Source organism: Nostoc sp. DSM 114159, from assembly GCF_053470285.1.
Genome location: NZ_JBPFEH010000001.1, coordinates 5,916,545 through 5,941,689 on the forward strand (window position 1 = coordinate 5,916,545; position 25,145 = coordinate 5,941,689).

The following is a 25,145-nucleotide window of genomic DNA, read 5'->3' on the forward strand; positions in this document are numbered from 1 at the left end:
TAATGTTAATACATCAAAGTTCTGGTCGGTGGCGCTTAGGACTAATGTTATCGCTATTGACAGTCTTCTTGTGGGGAATTTTACCTATTGCTCTTGCAGTAATTCTACAAGTACTTGATGTCTATACCGTAATTTGGTTTCGCTTTTTGGTATCATTTGTACTGCTTGCTGTGTATTTAGGGATACGCGGCAAATTACCAAAATTAGAACAATTGCGCTCTGCTTCTGGAAAATTATTAGCGATCGCGACAATATTTTTAGGGATTAATTACTTTTCGTTTATCCAAGGTTTAGCATTAACATCGCCTGCTAACGCTGAAGTTCTGATTCAATTATCTAGCCTTTTATTAGGTTTTGGAGGGTTAGTAATTTTTAAAGAACGTTATCGGCTGTCTCAATGGATTGGCGTTAGTGTCATGATTTGTGGTTATCTTTTGTTTTTTCGCGAGCAACTAACGAGTTTAATTACAGCACATGGCACATATATACTAGGTAGTATTTTAATCGCACTAGGATCGACAGCTTGGGCTATTTATGCTTTGGCGCAAAAGCAGTTATTACAATCTTTATCTTCCACCAGCATCATGTTGGTTATTTATGGAGGTTGTACTTTATTATTCACTCCTCTAGCAAAAGTTAAATCACTTTTTATACTCGATCCTTTCCATTTAGGAATGTTGATTTTTTGTGCCTTGAATACCTTAATCGCCTACAGTGCTTTTTCTGAATCATTACAACATTGGGAAGCATCACGAGTAAGTGCAGTATTAGCTTTAGCTCCCATTGTGACATTAATAGCAGTAGCGATTGTATCAGTTATTGCACCTGATTGGACACCACCAGAACACTTCACCCTCATAGCAATATTTGGAGCGGGTTTAGTAGTTATAGGTTCAGTAGCGATCGCCTTGGGAAAAGCTGATTAAATGCCATGTTTTTCAGGATTTTTACTGGCTTTTTCATCTAGTAAATTTGTGCAATATTCAAAGCTACAACATAAATACTGAGGCAAACTATTTTTTATTTGTTATGATTTAATAGTGAAGGCAAACTACTGAAGTCAGTCGGATACTTTACCCATCTGCGTGACTTTGTAGGATTTGATTGTTGACTTTATAGCCGAAATATCCTTGCAAAAGAATTCAGAAATCATAATTCAGGAGTCAGAAGAAATTACTAGGGCATTGGGAATCACTACTTTTTTTGACTACTAAATCTCAAATTTGGTGGAAAATTTAAACCCATTTATACCCATTATTTTCAGCCAGCTACATTCGCAAGTCATACATAATTCATCGTCAATTATAACTACTGACTCCTAAATTCTGTTTTGATAAAATTGAGGCTAATAACTTTAAGTAAACCAAGCAGGGCGCCCGAATAACTACCAAAGCCAACACCTGATAAAACCAGACCACCGAAACAGTTGAGCGATGAATAGTTTGTTTGGTAATTGGGCCAGCACCCTCAGAAAAAATTCTTTATTGCTGGTTCTTTCAATGGTGTTGCCAACGTTTGGAATTAGTAATTCTGTCTTGGCAGCAGAGCGGATTTATGCATCTTATTCAGCTTTAGAGCTTTCCATTTCAGTCAGGACTTTAGAGAACTACGCCAAAACAGGTGTAATTAACGAAGACTTAGCAGCTTATCAGCGATATCTGCCTTTAGAACAGCTTCAAGAATTGCGGCGGATTTTACTTAATCGCGTGAAAGTTAGTCCAGTAGTAGTTTCGCAACTTCTCTACACACCCCAAGGAGAATTTTTACTGCATCGATTGGCGCAAGTGATTAAAACCAATCAGCCAGAACCAGGATTTGGTACTTTGCGTTCGGCGCTAATTTTAGCCTCTGGAGAATCGGGAGGCTTGACACTTTTAAATGTGTTGCGTAAATATCCCAGCAGCAGCATTCGCCTTGATGTCGCCGAGACTTTTGAAATAGCTACACAATTGGAGAAACTTGTTAACCAAACTCATCAAGCGGTCGCAGCTGTTTCCCAAAAGTCTAAAATAGAAGCTGAGAGCATTTCTCCACCAAATTTCTCGCAATTGCCCGATTTAAAGGTTCCGGGAAAATTTAAGTCGCAAAAATACATCTTGAAGTTTTTCGACTCAACCCGCAATCGACTTTTATTGACTGATGTTTACATTCCCAATGTCCAGAATGCTGCACCGATAATTGTCATTTCTCACGGCTTGGGTTTAGATAGCAGTAACTTTCAATATTTAGCCACTCATCTAGCTTCTTACGGATTTGCCGTCGTTGTTCCCAATCACCCTGGTAGTGATGCGAAACAATTGCGTTCTCTGTTAAAAGGACGCGCTATTGAAGTAGCAGAACCAAGCGAATTTCAAGACCGACCAAGGGATATAACATATATACTGAATCAATTGCAAAAAGGTAATCAATCTGATTCACGGTTTAAAGGTCGCTTAAATCTGCAACAAGTCGGAGTATTTGGTCAATCTTTGGGAGGCTATACAGCCTTAGCCCTGGCAGGCGCTAAAATTAACTTTGAGCAGCTAAAACAAGACTGTCAACCAGCAGCACTCCAAAATACCTGGAATATGTCTTTACTGCTCCAGTGTCGCGCTTTAGAATTGAGCATTAGCAAATTTGGCAAAGATTATAACCTGCGGGATGAGAGAGTCAAAGCTGCGATCGCAGTTAATCCCATTACGAGTTCGATTTTCGGCAAAGCTGGCTTAAGTCAAATTAAAACTCCAGTGATGATTGTCAGCAGTAGTGATGATACAGTTGCACCAGCTTTATCCGAGCAAATTTTACCTTTCTCCTGGTTGACAAATTCCCAAAAGTATCTCGTCATGCTTATAGGTGGCACACACTTTTCCACCATTGGCAATGCAAACCCTGCAAATCAACAAGTAGCATTACCTGCCGATATGATTGGTGATGCTTCTCAAGCGCGTCGTTACATAAATGTTTTGAGTTTACCTTTCTTCCAAACATACATTGCAGGCAAGCCGCAATACACACCCTACCTAAACGCCGCTTACACTCAAAGCATTTCTAGTAAGCCTCTTGGCTTGAGTCTCGTTAAGTCATTGAATACAACTGAATTAGCACAATTATTAGATATCAAAGGAGCCAAACTCGTTAACAAAAAAGTTCCCAACACCATAGTCAGCTTCGGATTTTGGATGTTGGATATTGGTGTTGCATTACTGCATGTAATGATTTTTATTTGATTTGTACAGACGTAATTAATTACGTCTGTAAAATTTATTTGCACCTTTATAAAATTAGAGGTTCAATTCTTGCTTGCACTTCTTCAATTAACTTTTGTTCAACTTTCTCTACAAACAAAACCTTTCTAGCTTTCCAGTCTAGTGATTTGAGCCGATCGGCTAGCACCACGCCACTGGTTATCATTCCGTCAGGAAGCGGAACCTCAAAGTTAAGACCTTTTTTTTGATTAGTAATTGGACAAATTAGAACTATAGAAGCCATTCGATTGTATTTTAACGGCGACATAACTAAAAAAGGACGATAGCCCATCTGCTCACGCCCTTGAGGTTTTAATTCAGCATTAAGGGTTTCAGCAATATCTTCAAATGACATTCCTGATGTTCTCAGGGCTAATACACGTCGGATCGAATCAGCCGTAATTTGCTTTGTAGTTCCGCAATCTAACTTGACAATATCACCTCTATCTGGAATGTATAGTTTAACTACCAAACTTCATTCCCCACAGCAGATCCAGTATCAATTTCAGAATGCAAATTATCTGGAGTCATACCTTCCAATAATTCATCAAGGGTATATTTTTTTCGCTGCTGCGGCGTGATGACAATACTATTGCCTGAAATGCTGAAAGTTACATCTGTCCCCTCTTTGACATTAACTTGTTCAGCCAAAGCTTTCGGAAGTCGAATAGCTAGACTGTTTCCCCACTTCGTAACAACTGTAGTCATAACTACCTCCAAATAAATGCTTTCTTAAAAAATTTCACACCCAAACATAAAACTTTCGGAGCTTGACGCACCTATTTTGGACTCTTTTTTGTATCTACTTTGAATATACCATAATTAATTTGTATTTTCGCTATGTTATGGAAGCCTTGCCACGCCACTACACCATCTTCTAGTTATTTGCACTTACCTTAATTAGTGTAAAAACCATAAGCAGTACAGATATATGCGATCGCATTCATACTTTAGGACATATACTTTAAAGAAATATGACATTTAATTGCGCTATTTTAAAACTAGCTTTACATAAGTTCAGTTATGAGCCAGCCGGAATATACTACAGCCCAAGCTACTGCCCTGACTAACCACGATCGCAAACCTATTCACATACCTGGCTCTATTCAACCTCATGGCATTCTCCTGGCACTCAGTACTCAATTAGAGATACTGCAAGTTAGCAACAATACCCAAGTGTATTTGTATAAAGCTCCAGAAGATTTGCTCGGTAAACCTTTGAGCTATTTACTTGAACCTCAGCCAGTGGAAATTGTCAAGCAGTGCTTAGTCAAAAAGGTTGGCAGCGCTAATGTTTTTAAAGTATCAATAAATACTTTACATGGGGAAATATACTTTGATGCTATTGCTCATCGTACAGAAGAAGCTGTGATTCTGGAGCTAGAACCAACTGACTCGGAATTTGAGATGAGTTTCTTAAACTTTCATAGTTTTGCGAGTGAAGCGATCGCTAAAATGCAAAGGACATCCAATTTGGGAGAATTTTTGCATTTAGTAGCACAAGAAGTCCAAAAAATCATCGGTTTCGATCGAGTGATGGTCTATCAATTTGACGAGTCAGAAGCGGGTTCTGTGGTTGCAGAAGTTAAACGGGAAGATTTATCACCTTATTTAGGACTCCACTATCCCGCTACAGATATTCCAGCGCAGGCTAGGGAGTTATACACGCGCTGCTTTCTGAGATTTCTCCCCGATTTGACTGCCGAACCTGTCAAACTAGTTCCAACGGAAAATCCGACAACACATCAGCATCTTGATTTAAGCTACTGTCTGCTGCGGAGTTTTGATTGGTGTTGTACTGAATATCATCAAAATATGGGGGTGAAGGCTCTTTTGGTGATTTCAATTATTCAAGAGCAAAAGCTTTGGGGATTAATATCCTGTCACCATCAAACACCAAAGTATATTTCTTACGAAGTCCGCAAGATGTGCGAATTTTTGGGACAGATTGCATCTTCAGAATTAGCACACAAAATTAGTAACTCGGAATGGGATTATAAAGTAAAACTCAAATCGCTACAGTCTGAGTTCCTTGAGTCTATTTCCCAAGCAGACAATTTTATCGATGCCTTAATTAAACCGGAAATTCGCTTGCTCGATCTTGTTAGTGCTTCTGGAGCTGCGGTTTGTCTGGATAATGAAATTACCCTTGTGGGGACAACACCAAATATTGATGAAGTTCGGGCACTGATTGAATGGGCGAATACCCAAGTTAGTGACAATCTGTTTGCTACTGATTCTCTGCCGAAGCTTTACCAAGAGGCACTAGTATTTAAAGATACTGCTAGTGGCTTGTTGCTACTGCGGATTTCTAAAATTCGGCGCTATTATATCCTTTGGTTTCGCCCTGAAGTTCTTCAAACGGTACACTGGGCAGGAAATCCACAAGAATCCATGCAAGCACAGGCAGACGGTAGCTATACCCTGTCTCCCCGTAAATCCTTTGAACAATGGCAAGAAACGGTTAGATTAACTTCTCTACCTTGGAAACCTTGCGAACTTGACAGTGCGATCGCTTTGAATAATGCGATCGTTGGTATTGTACTCTCGAAAGCGGATGAATTAGCTAAAATCAACCTGGAGTTAGAACGCAGCAATCAAGAACTAGCATCCTTTGCCTACGCCGCTTCCCACGACCTCAAGGAACCTTTGCGGGGCATTTATAACTTCTCGACAGTGCTGTTAGAAGACTATGCCCAAGTATTAGATGATGATGGAATTGAGTGCTTGCAAACGGTAGTATCCTTGTCTGTACGCATGGAAACTCTGATTAATGCTCTGCTGCGGTTATCGCAGTTAGGACAAGCCCAACTGCGCTTGCAAGCAACTGACCTCAACGAATTACTCAACCAAGTAATTGACATTTTTCGTGCTAGTCGCCAAGACTCTGGGCTTGTGGATATTCGCATTCCTCGGCCTTTACCAACAGTTTTGTGCGATCGAGTCCTGGTTAATGAAGTCTTCAGTAATCTGCTTGGTAATGCGTTCAAATATAACGATAAGACAGAGCAATGGGTTGAGATTGGCTACTTTTCTCAAGAAGAAACAGGGGAGCAAGGGAAGAAGCAAGAAAGCAGGGAGCAGGGAGCAAGGGAGGAGAGTTTTCCCCTCTGCCCCCCGCACCCTGCCCCTCTGCCTCTTTCCCATGCCCCATGCCCAATATTTTATGTCCGAGATAACGGCATTGGAATTCCACAGCATCACCTAGAAACTATCTTTAGATTATTTAAGCGGCTCCATTCCCAGCAAAAGTACGGTGGAGGAGCAGGTGCAGGACTAGCTATTGTTAAGAAGATTGTTGAGCTTCATAACGGTCACATTTGGGTTGAATCTACCGTAGGCGTTGGCTCAATTTTTTATTTTACGCTGGAATAGTTTAAGATAATGACTAAATATATATTTTTGTTAAGCTCTTTTAAGACCAAGAATGACAAAAAAACTTCATGAACCGCTGCTCGTTGTTGAGGACAGCAATGAAGATTTTCGGATGCTGCAACGTCTGATGCGGCGTATGTCCGTCCAGAACCCCATACACCGTTGTACGAATGGGGATGAGGTTTTAGAGTTCCTTTATCAACAGGGAAACGATGCCTACGCTAAGGACGAAGACTTACCCAACTCAAAAGTAGCATTACGACCCTCTGTAATCTTGCTCGATCTCAATTTGCCAGGTATTGATGGGCGTGACATTTTAGATCGGCTCAAGCAAGATAAGAGTTTTAAGGGAATCCCCATCGTTGTTTTTACCACATCATCTAACCCCAAAGATATTGAATTGTGCTACCAAAGAGGCGCAAATGGATATCTGGTAAAACCGATGGATGCTCAGGAACTAAAAAAGACGATCCAGGCATTTGTAGACTACTGGCTTGAAGCCAATACGCCGCCTGTGTTGGATTAATTTATTTATTTTTTGTCGATCTAGCAGTAGGGGATAACCGATAATAAAGGAGACGGCTCAGAGGACACAGAGACATTTTCCTCTTTGAGTCACTGTGTCTGTTTGTCTCTGTTAGATTTTTTCCCTATTTTACTGTTTTTGACTATTTGGTATTTCTTTAGGATTACTAAAGAATTTAGATTTTATTTACACTTATTTTATATTATTTTTAGAATTATGCAAGAAAACACAATCTGGATAAAAGGGATCTATATAGCTCCCTGATCCTCATAACCTTATGTTGGACACATGGACGCTACTTATCATCGATGATTGTGCCGCAGATCGGAAAATCTATCGTCGATATCTTTTGAAAGATCCGCACCAGTCCTACCAGATTTTAGAGGCAGACTGTGCAGAAGAAGGACTTGCTTTGTGCCAAAAAGTACGCTGCGATGTCATTTTGCTGGATTTTTGCCTACCTGATATGAGTGGGTTAGAATTTTTCGATCGCATCCAGCAGAAGATATTTAAGACTTCTGTCCCCGTGATTATGTTGACAGGGCGCGGTGATGAAGAAATCGCTGTGCAGGTAATGAAACGAGGTGCTTTGGATTACTTAGTCAAGCAAAATCTTACACAGGATGTGCTGCAACTAGCAGTCCGCAACGCCATTAAGCAGTCGTGCTTGCAAGCCCAACTGCTCAAAACTCAGGAGAGACAACGCCTAATTGCCACAACTGCTTTACGAATTCGCCAGTCTCTTAACCTAGAGCAAATTTTGAATACGGCTGTAGCCGAAGTACAGCAACTTCTGAAGTGCGATCGCGTCATGGTTTATCAGTTTGCCCCAGATACAGATGGTAAAATAGTTGCCTCTTCAGTTGAGTCATACAGCACTGTGGCATTGTGCGATCGGGTTGGCGCTGGGACTGGGGAACAGGGGAGCAGGGAGCAGGGGGCAGGGGGCAGGGAGCAGGGGGCAGGGGGCAGGGAGCAGGGAGCAGGGAGCAAGGGGGAAGTTGCAGTAGGTCTTTCCCCTCTGCCCCTGTGCCCCCTTGCCCCTCTGCCTTTTGTGCCTAATTCCCAATCGCCAATGCCTTATATCTATGAGCTTGGCTTGTGTAATTGTGTCAGCCTAAAAGAGCAATTTAATACTAAGGCAAATCTGGTAGTTCCGATTAATCTGAGCAACAATGGAAACCCAACCCCTAAGCTTTGGGGTTTATTGATTGCTCACCATAATTCCGGAGAGCGACAGTGGCAAACTGATGATGCAGAAATGCTCAATGAAGTATCAGTACAGTTAGCGATCGCTATTCAACAGGCGGAATTGTTAGCCCAAACTCAAGCAGCCCTTGTCAAAGAAAAGCAACTCAATGTATTTAAATCCCAAATAATTACAACAGTTTCCCATGAGTATCGAACGCCGCTAACTTCAATTCTGGCTGCGGCATCAACTTTGGTAAAACATAGCCAGCAACTAGATGAGTCCAAACAACAGAGGTTCTTGGGAATCATTGAACAGAAAGCAAGGTATATGTCCAAACTCGTGGATAATATGCTTCTGGTTAACCAACTTGAACTGGAAAAACCCAAGTTTCAACCAATCTTAGTCGATTTACTACAATTTTTTTCTGACCTTTTAGAACAAGAGCGAGAAACAGTAAGCGATCGCCACGAATTGATTTTTAAAATTACTGGTAATCATCATGGATTTTGGGGCGATCGCGGACTTTTGCAACAAATTTTTATTAACTTAATGTCCAATGCAATTAAGTACTCTCCAGATGGAGGTAGTGTAGAATTTCACCTGATCGGCAAAGAATCAGAAGCGATTTTTTACATCAAAGATTGGGGAATTGGCATCCCGATGGTAGATCGAGAAAATTTGTTTCAATCCTTCAGTCGTGGAAGTAACGTTGACACAATTCCTGGTACTGGCTTAGGACTCGCGATCGCTAAAGCTTGTGTCGAGTTACATAGTGGCAATATTACTTTGTCAAGTGAAGTGGGGCAAGGAACTAAAGTTACAGTTAGCTTACCGAAAATATGCCCAACTGGTCAATTATCCCCATCATCCACTTGATAAAACGTGAGTTCGACAAGCCCTTTTTTGACCTCTCCCCCAACCCCTCTCCGACACGGAGAGGGGAGCCAAAACCCTATTTCTGGTTGCTCCTCCCTTTCCCTGTGGGAGAGGGAGGTTGTCCGGGAGAGGTTCATCGAACTCACGTTGATTTAGATAATTTTAAAAAGCATATTGTAATTATCGATCTTGAATTTCTATCTTGCTAATTAACCATTCTTTGATTGTTTTCCCGCAAGGCTCAGAACTTTGGCAATCACTGACGTTCTCTAGAGAATAAGACATTTTTACTTTTTTGTTGACGTATTTCTCTGGTTCGCAAACCTCAAAGACTGCACCGACACCTTCATATACTTTGCCATTTTCATCGACAACAGTAACGTAGCATTTCAAGTCTCCGTTTTGCATATCTTTGATAGTACCAGAACTTGGATTATCGTTTTTAATTTCTTTGGATTGATTGTTTTTAGGAGATGTTTTTTCAGTTGATGCTGACTTAATAGTTTTTTTGCTGTTATCTAGTTTTACTTGATTTACAGAAATAGATTCAGAATTAACTTGCCTAGCTGTTGCAGTATTTGCTAAATTAACTTTATTCTGTTGAGAAGCAATATTGTCTGAGTTACTACAACTCATAATCAACATAGAGCAAAAAAACAATGTAGTAGTGAAGATTGATTTTTTCATTTGATTTATGTTCGTAAAACCTATTGATAGTTGTTTGGCTAAAAGCCCTACAGATAAAATCTTTGAATGACAATCAAAACTTTCATTAAGTTTTCTATGAGATTTCTTGAATATTACAGTTTTATGTCTTGGAAGTTATAAATGACATCGTGATATTTGCGGAAAATACTCGGCATTATCTGCACTTTTTGGATATTATTCGGTAAAGTGCTTAGAGAATGTCTTGATACTGATAAAATAATGCTTAATTGAAAAAAAATGCAGAATTCAGAATTCAAAATTCTGAATCAAGACGCTCTCTACGACTCGCTATCCGCTTTTTCGGTCAGAATGAATTCTGACTCCTGACTTCTGAATTCTGTTTCGATAAACTTTAATTGCTAAAGATTAATGCTTTGAGGATTAAATAAGTATTTAATAGAGTTTAGAAGCTGTAAGTATTGATTTTGTGTTATTTCAAGGTTTTCTCAACTTAAACAAACCATTTGGCTGGACTTCCCACGACTGCGTAGCGCGGGTGCGAAAATTGTTGCGCCTCAAACGTGTAGGACATGCGGGAACCTTAGATCCAGCAGCAACAGGGGTTTTACCGATCGCACTTGGTAAAGCCACAAGATTATTGCAATATCTGCCAGAAAACAAAGCTTACAAGGCTACCATTCGTCTGGGTGTGCGGACTACAACCGATGATTTAGAAGGTGAAATCATTAGTTCTCAAGCTTGTGCTGGATTGAGTTTGGCAGAGGTGAAAACTGCACTGGCACAATTTGAAGGCAAGATTGAGCAAATACCACCGAGTTATAGTGCAATTCAAGTGGATGGGAAACGTCTCTACGACTTAGCACGTAAAGGTGAAATAGTGGAAGTTCCAGTGCGAACAGTGGAAATTTTTCAGATAGATATTTTGGATTGGAGAGAAGGAGATTTTCCCGAATTGGATGTGGCGATCGCCTGTGGATCTGGTACATATATTAGAGCGATCGCTCGTGACTTAGGTGCAATCTTAGAAACTGGTGGCACACTTGCGGCTTTGCTCCGTACCCAAAGCAGTGGTTTCGATTTAACAGATAGTCTCACTTTCACCGACTTAGAAGCTAAATTGCAAGGCGGGACATTTCAACCTCTCGCCCCTGATGCGGCGTTACAACATTTGTTGTCTGTGACTTTACCAGCAATACCTGCTCAAAAATGGTGTCAAGGTCAGCGAGTTTCTCTAGATTCTGATATTACTGGGATAGTGCGAGTTTATCAAGAAGAGACTCACTTTTTAGGTATTGGACAATTACAAGATGAAGTGTTGATTCCGCAAATGGTTTTTGAGGCGATTTCTTAAAGAAGAATTCAGGAGTCAGAATTTAGGATTGGAGCCGGAGACGCTCCCTACAGCTTGCTTTATTCGCTGCAAGGGTACGCTAAGTCGCATTGGTGTCAACTTAAGCTGAAAGCCTTTTCAAATCTCGTTTCCAGCCTCTAGGCTGGAAATGCACTTCAATAAGGAGGCGGAGCCTCTAGAACAGCATTCCCAGTCGGAGACTGGGAACGAGACACAATTCAATTCTGAATTCTGACTCCTGACTCCTTTCTTGTTAAACTAAATAACTCGTATTAGGTACGATCGCAAAGAAAGCATACTCATACCAAGCAGTCCAGATGAAACTGCGAATCCATCGCTGGCGCTTGTCGGAACTCAATTCATATTCAAACGCCCCACGAGATACATCAATAGAAGATAGATGAGAGTTGCAACCGCAGCCATGCTGATAAGTAAAACCGTATTTGGAGGCAATACTTTGCACCTTCATTTGAATAGCAAATACCTTACCTGCATGGAGTATGGCATCCCAAGCACGTTTATGCTCAATATCGCGCCGATCGAATCGCAAAGCACGTTCTTCAAAAACATGATCGCGGTAAATTGGTGCTAAATGCACGTGATAAAAGCTAGCAGGTAGTTCATAACCAAATTCATTAAATAAATCTATGCCGATGCGAGCCACTTTTACTTCATCAGCGTAATCAATTCCTTTTGACTCCACATCGCAAAGAATTTCTGCAAAGTTCGGATAGCTGTGTTTGAGAAAGTCTTGTCCAAAAAACTCTAAGGTTTCCCATGCTAGTTGTGCAAATAGCTGAGAAAATGAGGGTATTAGGTGAGCTAGTTGGGGGCGATCGCTAAATAAATCAACATCACCACGTTCTAATTTATACAAAAATAGCTGTGCCATCTCAACATAGCTTTGGGGTTGGGAAAGTCCGACACTCGTGGTTCCTCTAGCAATGTCTTGCCATATAGAAGGTAGTTGAGAAACATGAACCGCATTTTCTCCAGCAATGACTGCAACAGGAGGACATTCGAGAAGTTGCATCGACAATCTCCTTTAATACTTTAATGTGTAATTTACCTTAAACGCTCGCTAAATCTATCTTCTGAACACAATAATAAATGTTTGACAGACTGTCTTTTGACAACGAGCGCAATTTTATTCATAATTTTTGGGATATTGAGTATTAGTTATTTTCAGATAATTCATAATTCATAATTCAATTACCCGTTCAAAGCATTCTTTTCACATACCTACTATTTTCCTATATATTTTCTCACCCTTTACTAACTCTTCATAGTAAGGCTCATAAGAGGTGAATCTGATAGATTCTTGTCTTCCTAAACCCAAGATGCCAAAAGTACAAAGGCTATTATAAAACAGTTCGTGTACTCGCTTTTGAAGTACCTGATTAAAATATATGAGGACATTACGACAAAGAATCACATTAAACTCATTAAAAGAACTATCAGTGGCTAAATTATGCTGGGCAAAAACCACATTTTCTCTTAGAGACGCTCGAAAAATAGCATTGTCATAAGCTGCTGTATAATACTCTGAGAAAGATTTCTTGCCGCCTGCTTTTAGATACAGGTGAGTATATTCCTGCATCATTTTCAACGAGAAAATCCCACTTTTAGCATTTTGTAATACCTTCTCATTCGTATCAGTGGCATATATGCGGCAACGGTGATAAAGTCCTTCTTCTTGCAGTAAAATTGCCATTGAATAGACCTCTTCACCAGTTGAACATCCAGCGTGCCAGATCCGAATAAACGGATAGGTTTGTAAGAAAGGAATAACCTGATTTCTGAAGGTATTATAAAAGCTGGGATCGCGAAACATTGATGTTACATTCACCGTCAGAGCCAGCAAAAATCTTTCTAAATAGGCGCGATTATGTAGTAACCGCTCTTGCAATGCAGAAATATTTGCTACCCCTTCTAATTGCATGAAGCCCTGAATACGGCGCTTGAGTGATGAAAGAGCATAATTGCGAAAGTCATAACCGTAGTACTGATATACACCTTCTAAGAGTAAGTGTATTTCTATGTCCTCCAAGATCGGTTTGGGCAGAGGCATAATATTCATAATTCATCGGTTTCAGTTTAACCGAATGGCTTTTACTACTAAAACAGCGATCGCAATTATTGAAATTCCAGCTAGCCATCTAACCTGATAGCGCAGATTTTTTATCTCTTGGCTCAGGCTTTCTCTCTGTGGGATGGAATATGGTTCTAGTTGTACAACTTCAATAGCTACTTGTTCAGGTGTCTTTTGGAGATTTTCAAAGGAGACTTGCGTGTGTAGCCAATTAGTAATCAGTTGCGGACAGTTCTTTTTAAACCATTTTAAAGCTAAGATTCTAAAAACTGGTTTAGACATTCGGGCAATTAATTTCATCACCCTGTTTAAGGGTTTTAGGCGAAGCTTTTGATTAATCAAATTGACTGAACCAACATCATAAAGACAATCCAGAATTAGTTTTACAGTGGCTTCTTCACTGTTAATCAAGTTTTGCAGTAAAAGCAGAACATCACGCATCCGCTCTGCTTCTGCATATTTTTCTGCCAAGTTTTCTGGAGGATTTACTGAAGGATTTACAGTTGGATTTAGGGTGTTTTGTCTTACTATCGTCATATTGGTAACATACCAGTCACAATCATGTCAGTACACCTATCTACCGAGAGAAAGGTTTTTTATCTAGAGAGAGAACCTAAAAGCCAAAATTTATTCGTGAGAAACATGACTATATCGTGTTTGTAAAAAATCCGTTTGTCTAGTTCTAATAAATCTTTTATCTACTTCTGGGTAAATAAATTTTTTATGTAGATGCTAAGACTTCAATTTCCGAAATCACCCGTTCTAATTCCTCAATTATTACAGTGCTTTCAGTCTTTTTAAAGGCATCTACAAGCGCCCGATAATACCAAAGAGTACCTTCTTTACGTCCATGAAAACGTTCCCAAAGTGATTCGCCCAAAATGCGATAATCTTTGAGAATAGACTGGGCATTGTAAAGTTTATCAGCTGATGACACCAGCAGTACTGATGGGGAAGCTGTAGGAATATGAGCAATGTATGCCTCCTTTCGCTGTCGCCAAGGGGGTTTTGGAGTTGTATCAGCGTCAGTACAACCATCTACAATTGCCGTTACATTGTCACCAAAGCGACGGCGAATTTCTTCTCGTGTTGCAGCGCCACCTTGATCTTCGATCGCATCGTGTAAAAGAGCTGCGATCGCTTCATCTTCATTTGCCCCGTATTCTAAAGCAATACTGGTGACACCTAATAAATGGGCAACATAAGGGACACCTGAACCTTTACGAACTTGGTTGGCGTGTAGTTGGGTGGCGTAGATCAGGGCTGCGGTAAAACGTTCTGAGAGCATTGTATAAAAAAATTCCAGCAGTCAGAATAACTCAACCGAAATATTGGGTTTGTGTCAATTTTATAACAAATCGCTCCAAGTGCAGAGGTAATAAAGGATGAAATGAGTATACAAGTAAAGTTTGAATTTGAAATTAGATAGATAATATTTAAATCTATATTCCATCGACAGATAGATAAAACTCTGCTGTTAGTTGATTAAATTTACTCAAGGATGTGTTTTCAACTAGGAGTTAATTTACATAATGCCAGACAATCCTGGATTAGGAGAGCAAGCTCTCAATAAAGCGGCAGAAATAGGATTATCTAGTCAATTAGATGAAGTCGAAAATTTAGATGTAGACATCAAAACAGACCCGCTGAAACTGGTTCAGGGAGAGGTGGATGAAGTCACGATTGAAGGTGAAGGTTTAGTTATGCAGAAAGACCTCCGGATGGAGGAATTGGAAATGCAAATGACTAATGTTGCTATTAATCCTCTAAGTGTGGCTTTTGGTAAAATTGAACTAACTAAACCGACTGAAGCTAATGCAGAGGTTGTGTTAACCGAAGCTGATATTAATCGTGCTTTCAACTCCGAATATGTGCGATCGCAACTGCAAAGTCAAAAAATCCATATTAACGAGCAGCTGAGGACTATTGAACCTCAAGATGTAGATTTTCGATTACCGGGTAATGGGAAAGTAGCACTAAATGCCAGCATAAAGTTAGTAGAAACTGATGAAAATCAGCAAGTTGCTTTTTCCGCAGTTCCCAAAATTAGCAGTAATGGAAAAAGTGTTGCTTTGGAAAATGTCGAATATGGCGAAAGTGAGGAAATATCGCCAGAGTTGACAAAAGCTTTGATCGATCAAACTAGCGAAATTTTGAATCTAAGTAACTTTGATTTAGATGGTATGAGTTTGCAAGTCAACCAACTAAAAGTAGAAGTAGGTAAACTAATCCTACAGGCTGAAGCTTATGTGGAAAAAATTCCTTCAGCTTAAAAATGTAACGTTCATAAATTCAGGATACTAATAATGGAAACTACAGAAACAACGCAAACAGGTTCAACCCCTTTTCCAAATATTCCACCAGTTATTGAAAGTAACGACAGTGAGTATCGTGATACTGGTGTACCTAGTACAGTTGCGATCGCCGGACATCCCCTACACCCCTTGAGTGTGATCTTTCCCATAGCATTTTTAGCCGCTGCTTTGGGAAGTGACATTGGTTACTGGTTAACTGGCGATTTCTTTTGGGCTAGAGCTTCGCTATGGTTAATCGGACTTGGATTAGCTGGAGGCATCCTTGCATCTACAATCGGTCTGAGCGACTTTGTGAAAATTGAACGAGTCCGCAAGCGCGCCGCCGGTTGGACGCATTTGATACTTAACGTTTCTATACTAGTTTTATCACTCGTTAACTTTCTCTTACGTTTAGGTGACGCTGAATCTCGAATACTACCTTGGGGACTGTTAATCTCGCTTGTTGTCGGTACGCTAACCAGTGCTTCTGGTTGGTTCGGCGCTGAACTCTCCTATCGCCACAAAATTGGTGTAGTGGGTGGAGGTAGCAGAAGATATCCTTAAAGGATGTGTAAGGCAGTGTTTCGACTACGCTCAACAATCAGACAGGAGGCAGAAAGCAAGTGGTCACTGAGCGTAGTCGTTGCCGCAGCCTCTTGTAGAGAAGTGAGGCAGAAAATAGGAAAAATGCAGCATTTAACAAGATAGTTGCCTGAAACTACAAATCCAATGACAGATTATTATTTACAGCTTACGCTAAGAATATTTAGCAGTTATCGTTTGCATTGGATACAGTTTTGATACATCTTGGGGAATGGAGATAAGTCCGAGCTAAAGTTTTTATAAATTAAAATTTGGGAGGATATTTTCCTTGCCCAGCAAGGCTTTTAAACTCATATTACAATAAAAAATTTAGCTTGTTTAATTAATAACTGTATACTTTGTCTATGTGGTAAAAAAAATACATCCTGTTAATATACTAACTCTTTATATACACAAGCTTATAAAAATTGCAATTATACAAAAGAGTGAAATTGCAAGATTGAATTTCATACTAAATTAAGTTTAAAAAAGTGCGCGATTGCTAACTTTCAGACTTTAAAGTGTTTTAATAAAGTTATTACCGAAAGTTTAGAGAAGCAAAAACATGAAAGGTTTCAGGAAGTTATCTTCAATAGCAGTATTGCTATTTGCCTTTGTGTCTCCGCCCTCATTAGCTGAAGCCAAAGATATTTCTCTAAGTAATACTCTGAATGAACAGAGCGTTGCACCAGATGCTAACCTGGTTGGAAATAAAACCGGAGAGCTTTTAATTGCTCAACGGTGGTCAAGACGATACTATAGACGAGGGCAACCCTACGAGAGACGGCAGATAATCCGACGAGAGCAGCCCTACGGACGATACCAGAGAATCCAACGACGGCAGCCTTACGGACGATATCAGAGAATCCAACAACGGCAGCGTTTTAGACAACGCCAGATTATCGAACGACGGCAGCCCTACGGACGATACCAGATTATCCGCCGACGCTATTAGAGATAGGAGTAAAAATGACGTAGGCATAATACCCTTCTCTTAATGGAAAGGCTACGCGTAGCTTGCTTCCAGAAAATGCTATGGGAAGCCTCCAGCTACATGAATTTTGCCTACTAAATATTTCGGATAACACATATTTAGTTCACCAGATGTCTAATGGTTAGTAGTGGCGTGACAAGACAAAAATGTTGCAATAAATTTTATTGTGGGGCGGGCATCTTGCCCGCCAAAAAAGACGGGCTAGAGAGCTTATCCCACAAGAGTTTGCTAATGCACAAATTTAGCCTTGCCACGCCAGTAGTTGTTCTATTAATTACTAAACATTAAATATGGTGGCTCACTTCAGCCTGGGATTAATCGCTGGTATCACCTTAAAATTGGCGATTTTCCAAGGTTGTATAATCAATATTTGTTTTTGTTGCAAAGATGAAAATTCAGTACTGGCGGAACGCTCTAATAAATCTACTGTATTTCCAAGATTTAACCCTAAATCACTTTGCAAAGATAACTCGGCTGTTTCTCCGTGAGGTTCATAACATCGCAGAATTAATTGCTGTGGATCGTCTTCAGATGGCTTTAAGGCCATCAAGATTAAATTTTCAGCTGATAAATCTAGGAAACTTACTCCTTCAATAGTGCCGATAGCAGCAGTGGAGGGTTTTGCCAGTGGCCAATTGAATATCACTTGCAATGGTATATTCAATTCATAGCCACGCCGTACTGTATGGGCTGATTCCCAACTATCAGCATGAGGATACAAGGTATATTTAAACTCGTGAAAACCTCGATCGGCTTTTGAGTCTGGCCAATTAGAACTGCGTAGCAGTGTTAGACGGAGTTGGTTTGGTTTGCTGTCATAACCGTATTTACAATCATTGAGCAAACTGACACCATAACGATTTGGGATTGCGGTATCTTCTGTCTGTGTGTTTTCTGCTGTTAAATCAGCCCAACGCAAAGCAGGAACTTCCCATTTTGCTTGTTCTGCGGGAGTTTGCGGTTTAGTTGGGCGGCGAATCGCGCCACAGGGAATTTCATAAGTAGCAAAGTCAGCTTCAATATTTAGAGGAAAAGCAGCTTTCACTAAGACATGATTTTCTTGCCAATTGACAGTTGTAGCAATGTTCAGCAGAGGTGAACCAGCTTGCAAAATATAGTCTTGGCAAAATTCCGATTCACCCAACTGACGCACCACGCGCACACGACTTTGCACTGGGCCTTGTTCTAACCACTGAACAGATTGAAGATTTGTTGAAGGTAAGGGATGTTGAGCATAATTGGGGTCTATATTCCAAGCATCCCAATATTGCCCACTGTCTTTAAAAGCTTGCAGTTGATTCCCCGCCCCACTCAAAACTTCTCGCTGATAAGTTTTGTCAAAAACACTTGATAAATCTCCGGTGTCGGGATCTATAACAACTCGCAAGAATTCATTTTCTAAAATCCAGTCTGGGAAGAGTGCGGGAGATGAGGGAGAAACGCGATTCATCTCGTCTGGACTAGAGAGTGAAGGGGAAAGCCAAAATATGCGGTAGCCTACAGGTGGAATTTCGGTGGCGAGAAATAGTAGCGTTGATGGTTCAGATAATTGGGAGACAAGCTGGTTTCCAGAAGCATCGTAAATCTGCCATTCCTGGGTAGTTGTTGGTGGTGTGGGTAAGGCTACAGAGACTACCTCAGAACGTTGCCAATTGAGAGAATTGAAAACAAAAATAGGCAGACTATCGGGTTTTGGTGGCTCTGATAGGGTAATGTGAGATGCGATCGCTAAAAGTGATTCCTGTAATATTTTCGTTCCTACTTGTTCCACTTGCTGCCATTGGGGCAAGGCATCTGTGTAAACTTGGGTAATTGAAGAACCAGGTAAAATATCGTGAAACTGTTGAAATAACATTTGTTTCCAAGCTGCTTCAATTTCTGCTTTCGGATATGCCACACCACAGCTTACAGTCGCCAAGGTAGCAAATAGTTCAGCTTGATATAATAAATTTTCACAACGACGATTCCAGCGTTTTTGATCGCCGTGGGTAGTGTAACAACCGCGATGGAATTCTAAGTATAGTTCGTCATTCCAAGTAGGGAATGAGGAGGATGGGGAGGCAGGAGAAGAATCATGATTATTAACAGACGCGATGAATCGCGTCTCTACAAGTTGCTGTAAATACTTTTCAGCCGTCGTAAATTCTAAGTCTGGGAACAAAGGTGACTTTTGCCAGCGTTGGGCGGTTTCTAACATATCACGGGTAGGGCCGCCGCCGTGGTCGCCGACACCGGGAAGCCAGAGGGATTCTGGTAAACCAGTTTGAGTTTGCCATTCAAGAGCGTAGGATGCCATTTTAACTGGGTCTATAGCTTCACCGATGGGTGCAGACATCAAACTAAAGACTTCGCTACCGTCAGGCGATCGCCACCAAAAAGCCCCATAATCAAATTTAGTAGTATCATTCCACCGCAACTTCTGCGTCACAAAATACTCAATTCCGGCATTAGCGAAAAACTGCGGTAAAGTTGCACAGAAACCAAAAGAATCTGGAACCCATTCCACAGTTGAAAGCTTGCCAAATTTCTCCTGAATGTAGCGCTGACCATATAGTAGCTGACGGACTATTGATTCACCAGCAATTAAGTTGAGTTCCGGTTCCACCCACATTCCGCCGACAACTTCCCAACGTCCGGCGGCTACCTGTGCTTGAATTGCCCTAAATAAATCCGGGCGATGTTCTTCAATCCAAGCATAAAGTGCGGGACTTGAATGACAGAAAATTAACTCAGGAAAATCTGCTTGCAACTTCAGAACCGACTCAAAAGTATTTTGCGCCGCATTCCAAGTTTCACTTACAGGCCATAACCATACTAAATCTAAGTGAGCATGACCCAACAAGAAAATTTTAGATTTTTGATCCCCCCAACCCACGCCACTTGCTCCACTTGGGGAGACCCCAAGACCGCAGTGGCTCCCCTTCAAAAGGGGGGCTAAGATATCGGATTGAATTAAATTTTGGCGTAGAGATAAAAACGATCTTACTAACTCTTCCTTGGCGTCTTTGGCGTCTTGGCGGTTCGTAACCTCCCCCACCATCGCCGCCAAAACATCCAACTTCTCCGGCGCAAATTTTTCCAAATAAAGTTGCACCACAGCTAACTCATCAGCCACAAAACCCGGATCGGGATTATTATCAACATAAGACTCATAAACTAGGAGCGATCGCACTAAAGCACCATCACAATGTCCCGGACTCACTAACCGCAAAGCCACAGTGAATTCTTCCCCTGGCGTCACCCCTTGACTGAGAAGCACTCTCGGCGAACAATCAAATAAATCACCCTCCAGCACTAACTCGCCATTTACATAAATCTCAGCAGAATCCGCCCACCAAACCAGCGCCAGCCGCAAAGATAACCCCGCTAAGGGATAACCGTGTAAATCTTGGGGAACTACCAATCTTTGCACCAGCCATAGCACTTTTTTCCCGCCCGTCCAAGCAATATGTTCTTTAGCATTCAACTGGACAGGTTGCCAATGAGACAAATCAGCAGCTACAACATCAGTAATAACTAAGTCAGATTCTTGATACAGCCACGTAGACTGGATATTAACTTGACAAAAAGAGCGCAGTTGCTCAATTGTTTGTGAGATAAATTTGGTCTGGGATTGAGAGACAGTCGGGGTCATATATTCGCTAAGATGAGGTGTTGGTCGTTTTTATTGTTTGGCGCGAGTCTCACAACTTAACAAGACTTGAACTAAAAAATTACTACTATGTCTTCTGGTTCCTCTGGTCGTTATCAAAGCAGACTATTTAACTTTGTCCACCAGCAATCTCGGCGGGTGACACAACAGTGGGAACATACCTTTCGGCATTTGCAAGTCGCCACTAAGTGGGGTGTCGAGGTACTACTTTACCCAGTGTATCTACTGTTTCAGTCATCTGAATCATCTGGGAAAACGCTACATACTAGAGAACCACAAACTAGATTAAAGTTACAACCAAATGATACCGATTTCCAGCCTGAAACTCTACCCGATGCTGATAGTCCCATTCAAAATGTACTAGAGGCAGTCAATCACCTGTCACCAGATGAACCCGCTTCCACTCCTACGAAAGCATCTGAACATTTCAATCCCTTGGCTTTATTGGGAGTTTTTCGGCTGAAATTCGTTGAAAAGAACTCTAATCTTACTCAATCATCAAATATTACCGCTAATCAAGCTCTCAGTCTCAACCCTTCACAATTAGACAATGCCCTTCAACAACGTCTTCCAATAGTGCAAGGAATTGCCACAAATTTGATGAATCGAAATTTAGTACTTGTTACTGCCGACAATGAAATTCTAGATATCTTAACACCCAAACAACAGGCAAAATTAGAAGACCGAATTATTAACGAAGTTGCTAATTACTGGCAGTGTTGGCGTTTGATTATAGCTAAAAAAGAAACGCGGCTATTACCACAAATTGACCAATTATTAGCAAAACTCACTGACGTAAATCCAGCTAAAATTCCAGTTTTAGCCGAGGGTATACCAAAAGATTTACTTAATACAAATAGATTATTAGCATTTCTAGATATAACCGTTGCGAAGTTGGAATCGAATGCTTTAGTCCCAGCGCAAAAACGTAGTCAGGAAGTTATCCAAGTTGCCCAAACCCAGTTAAACATATTTCTTTATGGCAAAGATCGATTAGCTGCTAAAGGAGAGATTGCTCCCAACGCTGATGGTTTAGAGACTCATTCACAGAATTTTCAGGCTTTGATTGAGGCGGCGCTTAATTACTTTTTTGGTGTTGGTAATAGAAAAACACTTGAGACAACAATTAGTAATGAGATGCCAGGTAAACTCTTTTCGTCACGCCTGAGAAAAGCCTTATCCAAAAGCCCTGTGGAAGAGAACCAGGATTTTACAAACGATCCTTGGCTAACGTGGAATGATTTATTTGGTGACACCAAAACCGTTGCTGACAAGTCAGTTACACTTTCTGAGGGGAAAAATCCTGCTTTAGCCCCAAGTTTATCAATAAGGCATTTTCCACAAAAAAATTTGAGTGTAAAACAACCTAAATTCGGATCTGGTTTGGTACAAAGAAAACAACCAAGTAGTAATCTCGCCTCAAGTCAAAAAATATCTGGAAAAGTCGCCTCTGTAAAACAAACTCAAACCCGTATTTCCCAAACTAAAAGCGAGAGTCGTAAAGGGGAAATTTTGCAACAGCAATTTCATCAAAGTAGTCAAGTTGAGGCACAGCCAGACTGGATAGAAACCACAGCAACTTCAACTGGTTATGAAAAGCACCCCTTAGAGCAACTTTTGGAATGGCTTGATTATGTTATGGTCTGGCTAGAAGAAAGATTTGTAAAGGTTTTTCAGTCGTTGCGGCAGCTGTGGCAAGGGAAATAAGACTAATTCGTAATTCGTAATACTCGCCAAAGGCGAGAAGCAAGCTACGTAATTCGTAATTAAGACTTGTCAGATTGCATCTGGGTTTCTAGATTTACATCTGTAGCCTGATTTGGGTGAGTTGGTATAAACTGGTAGATATTTTTTAAGAAATTATAGGACGAATGGTACTTACTTAAGCAAAAGCTGTTCACAGATACCCTACATATTCTTGAATGCGTGAATTTGGAATTTTGAATTGTTATTGGTGGTTGTCTAAGTGAAAATTATTGTTTACTGTAAATACTTCAATTTCAAAAATCCATTAGATAAACCGAAAATTGAGACGTTTGTGGTAAATCTGCCTCAAATCCCGAAGATAGGTGAAACAATTGTAGTCGAAAGAATTTCACCGCAAAAGCAGTTTGTAATTATCTTTGAATACATTGTGACAGCAGTACAATTTAATGCATCTAGGGAATCGGCTGATTCAGTAGATGCCCAGGTAAGTGCATTTTTGAACCACTGTTGGGAGGGAACATCAAATTTCAAAGTTACAAACTTTTTAGAAAAATAATCTCTTACCACAATATATGATTTCTATTTGTCGCAGTGTATGCATGTCTTCCCCTGTGGGTACTGTCTGTTTAATTGCTGCGGCTAGCTCAACTAAATCTTGCCTTCCTGCTTTAGCCGCTTCTATGACAGCAATTTCTTCTTTCCACACCCGTTCCAGTTGACTTTTTAGTAGCTTGTTGGGAGAATACGTAAAAAATTAACCCTATGATTGACCATAGCGATCGCCTAGCTTCTCGTAAAGAAGGCAGATTTACAGGTGTTGGAGGACTTGAACTGTATTACCAAAGCTGGCATCCAGAGGGTCAAGTCCGGGCAATATTAACCATTGTGCATGGACTCGGAGGGCACAGCGATCGCTACAGTAATATCATTGAACATTTGATACCCAAGCAATACGCTATCTACGCCTTAGATTTGCGCGGTCATGGACGCTCACCAGGTCAGCAAGGCTATATCAACGCTTGGAGTGAGTTTCGTGAAGACTTGGGAGCTTTTTTACAGTTAATTCAGACTCAAAATCCTGGATGTCCAGTTTTTCTCTTGGGTCACAGCTTAGGCGCGGTGATTGTCTTAGATTACATTCTGCGCTATCCCCAACAAGCATCATTATTGCAGGGTGCGATCGCTCTTGCGCCAACCTTGGGGAAAGTTGGGGTTTCACCGATTCGGGTACTTTTAGGAAAAATGCTTTCACGGGTGTGGCCGCGTTTCACACTGAATACAGGCATTGACATCAGTACTGCTTCACGAGATCCGCAGGTTTTAGCTGCGATCGCTCAGGATACACTGCGACATACCCTTGCTACTGCCCGTCTGGCTACAGAATTCTTTGCAACAGTTGATTGGATTAATGCTCATGCAGGTGATTGGCAATTACCATTATTAATTCTCCACGGTGGTGCAGACCGAGTAGCTTTGCCAGCAGGAAGCGACATTTTTTGCCAACGGATAAACTGCAAAGATAAGCTGAGAATTGAGTATCTAGGAGCCTATCATGAGATTCAGAGTGACCTCAATTATCGAGAGGTAATGGCTGATTTGGAAGATTGGTTAGAGCGACACCTACCATCTGAGATAGCGCAGTTAGCACGAGGAAGCGCTGAGTTAGAGTTTCCTAATTCTTAGCCTTTCAGTACTGAGGCTTGATTAACTCTATGGCTATAGTATCCTAGCGATCGCACATTGAAAAATAACAACTACAGTGTTGTTGGATCAACCGCTACAATTCCTTCAGACGCATAGCGAATGAAATCTCTAATATTGAATGTCAAAATATGCGTTATGCTGTTCACCTTCATATTAGCAACGAGACGAGCATCATGCACTTGGATACCTGATACATTGAATGCAACAACAAGCCTACGCCACTCAGGGTAAATAGTAGGCATATCAGGCAACAATGGAAAGAGGCGTTCAATCAGTCGCAGCAGCCGATCTGCATCTGTTGGTGTTAAGCCAAATCTGTTTTTTGTGGCTGGTCTTGTAGCAACATTCCAAAACTCAACGCAGTTTTGCACGGTGATTTGCAGTGTATGTTCATCGCGTCGCAGTTTTTGGATTGCAGTTCGTATTATTGGGTGTAGTGGGTGAGTGCGATCTACAAAACGCAGTAGGATGTTAGTGTCTATGAGATATACCACTGCTAAGGATGATCCTCATAAATACTCTCACGAGTCACAGCATAATCTGACAGGACTGCTAAATTTGACCCAACACATAGCGCAAATTCGTCAGCTAACTTATCTGCAACGACTTCAAACTCCTCATTGTTCAGTTGACCTTGTGTCTGAAGCTTTGCCATCAACTGAGCGCATTTTCCTTCTTGGCTTTTGCACTGTTGATCTTGAAAGATTAGCTCTTGAAGATATTCACTGGCTGAACTATAACCACCTTTAGCTACTTGTTCTTCGACAAAGACTTTCATCGACTCAGGTAAGGAAATATGAATGTTAGTCATACCTTCTCCGTTTTGATATTATCCTTGGTTGCTGGCACAAAAAACTTCATAGGCTTTGGTTACAAGTAACGTGAGTTTCACAAATAGTTCGCT

At 40.9% G+C, this 25,145-nt stretch carries 23 protein-coding genes; 12 read left to right on the forward strand and 11 right to left on the reverse strand.

The features are described from left to right. The first annotated feature begins 2 nt into the window (after positions 1-2). A complete protein-coding gene (locus ACR5KR_RS24760; RefSeq protein WP_448268371.1) occupies positions 3-926 on the forward strand; it encodes a DMT family transporter in 924 nt (307 codons plus the stop codon). Between the two features lie 507 nt (positions 927-1,433). After that, a complete protein-coding gene (locus ACR5KR_RS24765; protein ID WP_448268372.1) occupies positions 1,434-3,209 on the forward strand; it encodes an alpha/beta hydrolase in 1,776 nt (591 codons plus the stop codon). A gap of 46 nt (positions 3,210-3,255) precedes the next feature. Here the strand turns inward: ACR5KR_RS24765 and ACR5KR_RS24770 are convergent, their stop codons facing one another. Together ACR5KR_RS24770 and ACR5KR_RS24775 are read right to left on the reverse strand one after the other, a co-directional pair. After that, positions 3,256-3,699 carry a type II toxin-antitoxin system PemK/MazF family toxin gene (locus tag ACR5KR_RS24770; protein WP_448268373.1) on the reverse strand — a complete coding sequence of 148 codons (444 nt, stop codon included), beginning with the start codon at positions 3,697-3,699 and terminating at the stop codon, positions 3,256-3,258. Further along, positions 3,693-3,935, reverse strand: a complete 243-nt coding sequence (locus tag ACR5KR_RS24775; RefSeq protein ID WP_445630033.1) for an AbrB/MazE/SpoVT family DNA-binding domain-containing protein — start codon at positions 3,933-3,935, stop codon at positions 3,693-3,695. The genes ACR5KR_RS24770 and ACR5KR_RS24775 overlap by 7 nt, the downstream gene beginning before the upstream one ends. 315 nt (positions 3,936-4,250) lie before the next feature. Here ACR5KR_RS24775 and ACR5KR_RS24780 point away from each other — a divergent pair, with 315 nt between their 5' ends. The 3 genes from ACR5KR_RS24780 to ACR5KR_RS24790 all read left to right on the forward strand — a co-directional run bounded on the left by ACR5KR_RS24780 (position 4,251) and on the right by ACR5KR_RS24790 (position 9,196). Next, positions 4,251-6,602: an ATP-binding protein gene (locus ACR5KR_RS24780; RefSeq protein ID WP_448268374.1), complete on the forward strand. Its 2,352-nt coding sequence runs from the start codon at positions 4,251-4,253 to the stop codon at positions 6,600-6,602. 52 nt (positions 6,603-6,654) lie between these two features. After that, complete coding sequence (locus ACR5KR_RS24785) at positions 6,655-7,128, forward strand: response regulator (RefSeq protein WP_445630031.1); 474 nt, start codon at positions 6,655-6,657, stop codon at positions 7,126-7,128. A gap of 277 nt (positions 7,129-7,405) precedes the next feature. After that, positions 7,406-9,196, forward strand: a complete 1,791-nt coding sequence (locus tag ACR5KR_RS24790; RefSeq protein WP_448268375.1) for an ATP-binding protein — start codon at positions 7,406-7,408, stop codon at positions 9,194-9,196. 180 nt (positions 9,197-9,376) lie between these two features. Here ACR5KR_RS24790 and ACR5KR_RS24795 read toward each other — a convergent pair whose 3' ends face one another. Next, complete coding sequence (locus tag ACR5KR_RS24795) at positions 9,377-9,883, reverse strand: hypothetical protein (protein WP_445630029.1); 507 nt, start codon at positions 9,881-9,883, stop codon at positions 9,377-9,379. Between the two features lie 448 nt (positions 9,884-10,331). Between ACR5KR_RS24795 and truB the strand changes: the two genes are divergently transcribed. Beyond that, entirely contained in the window at positions 10,332-11,216 is an 885-nt protein-coding gene (truB, locus tag ACR5KR_RS24800; protein ID WP_448268376.1) for a tRNA pseudouridine(55) synthase TruB, read from the forward strand. Positions 11,217-11,469: 253 nt separating this feature from the next. Here the strand turns inward: truB and ACR5KR_RS24805 are convergent, their stop codons facing one another. From ACR5KR_RS24805 to ACR5KR_RS24820, 4 genes are all read right to left on the reverse strand, one after another. Beyond that, entirely contained in the window at positions 11,470-12,249 is a 780-nt protein-coding gene (locus ACR5KR_RS24805; RefSeq protein ID WP_334999967.1) for a hypothetical protein, read from the reverse strand. Between the two features lie 201 nt (positions 12,250-12,450). After that, on the reverse strand, positions 12,451-13,287 hold the full coding sequence (locus ACR5KR_RS24810; RefSeq protein WP_448270325.1) for a CheR family methyltransferase: 837 nt from the start codon (positions 13,285-13,287) through the stop codon (positions 12,451-12,453). A gap of 21 nt (positions 13,288-13,308) precedes the next feature. Further along, positions 13,309-13,845 (reverse strand): hypothetical protein, encoded by a 537-nt coding sequence (locus ACR5KR_RS24815; protein WP_445630026.1) that lies wholly within the window; start codon positions 13,843-13,845, stop codon positions 13,309-13,311. A gap of 184 nt (positions 13,846-14,029) precedes the next feature. Further along, positions 14,030-14,596 carry an HD domain-containing protein gene (locus ACR5KR_RS24820; RefSeq protein WP_448268377.1) on the reverse strand — a complete coding sequence of 189 codons (567 nt, stop codon included), beginning with the start codon at positions 14,594-14,596 and terminating at the stop codon, positions 14,030-14,032. A gap of 244 nt (positions 14,597-14,840) precedes the next feature. On the opposite strand from ACR5KR_RS24820, the gene ACR5KR_RS24825 reads away from it, so the two are divergent. The 3 genes from ACR5KR_RS24825 to ACR5KR_RS24835 all read left to right on the forward strand — a co-directional run bounded on the left by ACR5KR_RS24825 (position 14,841) and on the right by ACR5KR_RS24835 (position 17,139). Then, positions 14,841-15,581, forward strand: a complete 741-nt coding sequence (locus ACR5KR_RS24825) for an LmeA family phospholipid-binding protein (RefSeq protein ID WP_448268378.1) — start codon at positions 14,841-14,843, stop codon at positions 15,579-15,581. A 33-nt stretch (positions 15,582-15,614) separates the two neighbouring features. Next, positions 15,615-16,166, forward strand: a complete 552-nt coding sequence (locus ACR5KR_RS24830) for a DUF2231 domain-containing protein (RefSeq protein WP_448268379.1) — start codon at positions 15,615-15,617, stop codon at positions 16,164-16,166. Positions 16,167-16,749: 583 nt separating this feature from the next. Continuing rightward, positions 16,750-17,139 carry a hypothetical protein gene (locus tag ACR5KR_RS24835; protein WP_445630023.1) on the forward strand — a complete coding sequence of 130 codons (390 nt, stop codon included), beginning with the start codon at positions 16,750-16,752 and terminating at the stop codon, positions 17,137-17,139. A gap of 337 nt (positions 17,140-17,476) precedes the next feature. On the opposite strand, the gene ACR5KR_RS24840 is transcribed toward ACR5KR_RS24835, so the two are convergent. Beyond that, on the reverse strand, positions 17,477-20,812 hold the full coding sequence (locus ACR5KR_RS24840) for an alpha-mannosidase (RefSeq protein WP_448268380.1): 3,336 nt from the start codon (positions 20,810-20,812) through the stop codon (positions 17,477-17,479). 87 nt (positions 20,813-20,899) lie between these two features. Here ACR5KR_RS24840 and ACR5KR_RS24845 point away from each other — a divergent pair, with 87 nt between their 5' ends. Both ACR5KR_RS24845 and ACR5KR_RS24850 read left to right on the forward strand, forming a co-directional pair. Continuing rightward, the gene (locus tag ACR5KR_RS24845) at positions 20,900-22,537 is read left to right on the forward strand and encodes a hypothetical protein (RefSeq protein ID WP_448268381.1); all 1,638 of its coding nucleotides are present in this window, start codon (positions 20,900-20,902) and stop codon (positions 22,535-22,537) included. Positions 22,538-22,796: 259 nt separating this feature from the next. Beyond that, a complete protein-coding gene (locus ACR5KR_RS24850; protein ID WP_322671179.1) occupies positions 22,797-23,093 on the forward strand; it encodes a hypothetical protein in 297 nt (98 codons plus the stop codon). Here the strand turns inward: ACR5KR_RS24850 and ACR5KR_RS24855 are convergent. Beyond that, positions 23,082-23,243 (reverse strand): hypothetical protein, encoded by a 162-nt coding sequence (locus tag ACR5KR_RS24855; RefSeq protein WP_445630020.1) that lies wholly within the window; start codon positions 23,241-23,243, stop codon positions 23,082-23,084. The two genes, ACR5KR_RS24850 and ACR5KR_RS24855, sit on opposite strands and share 12 nt — an antisense overlap. A gap of 56 nt (positions 23,244-23,299) precedes the next feature. Between ACR5KR_RS24855 and ACR5KR_RS24860 the strand changes: the two genes are divergently transcribed. Continuing rightward, on the forward strand, positions 23,300-24,220 hold the full coding sequence (locus ACR5KR_RS24860) for an alpha/beta hydrolase (RefSeq protein WP_448268383.1): 921 nt from the start codon (positions 23,300-23,302) through the stop codon (positions 24,218-24,220). Positions 24,221-24,291: 71 nt separating this feature from the next. Here the strand turns inward: ACR5KR_RS24860 and ACR5KR_RS24865 are convergent, their stop codons facing one another. Beyond that, the gene (locus tag ACR5KR_RS24865) at positions 24,292-24,735 is read right to left on the reverse strand and encodes a type II toxin-antitoxin system VapC family toxin (protein WP_448268384.1); all 444 of its coding nucleotides are present in this window, start codon (positions 24,733-24,735) and stop codon (positions 24,292-24,294) included. A gap of 2 nt (positions 24,736-24,737) precedes the next feature. Then, positions 24,738-25,052 carry a ribbon-helix-helix domain-containing protein gene (locus ACR5KR_RS24870; RefSeq protein WP_448268385.1) on the reverse strand — a complete coding sequence of 105 codons (315 nt, stop codon included), beginning with the start codon at positions 25,050-25,052 and terminating at the stop codon, positions 24,738-24,740. Positions 25,053-25,145: the final 93 nt, after the last annotated feature.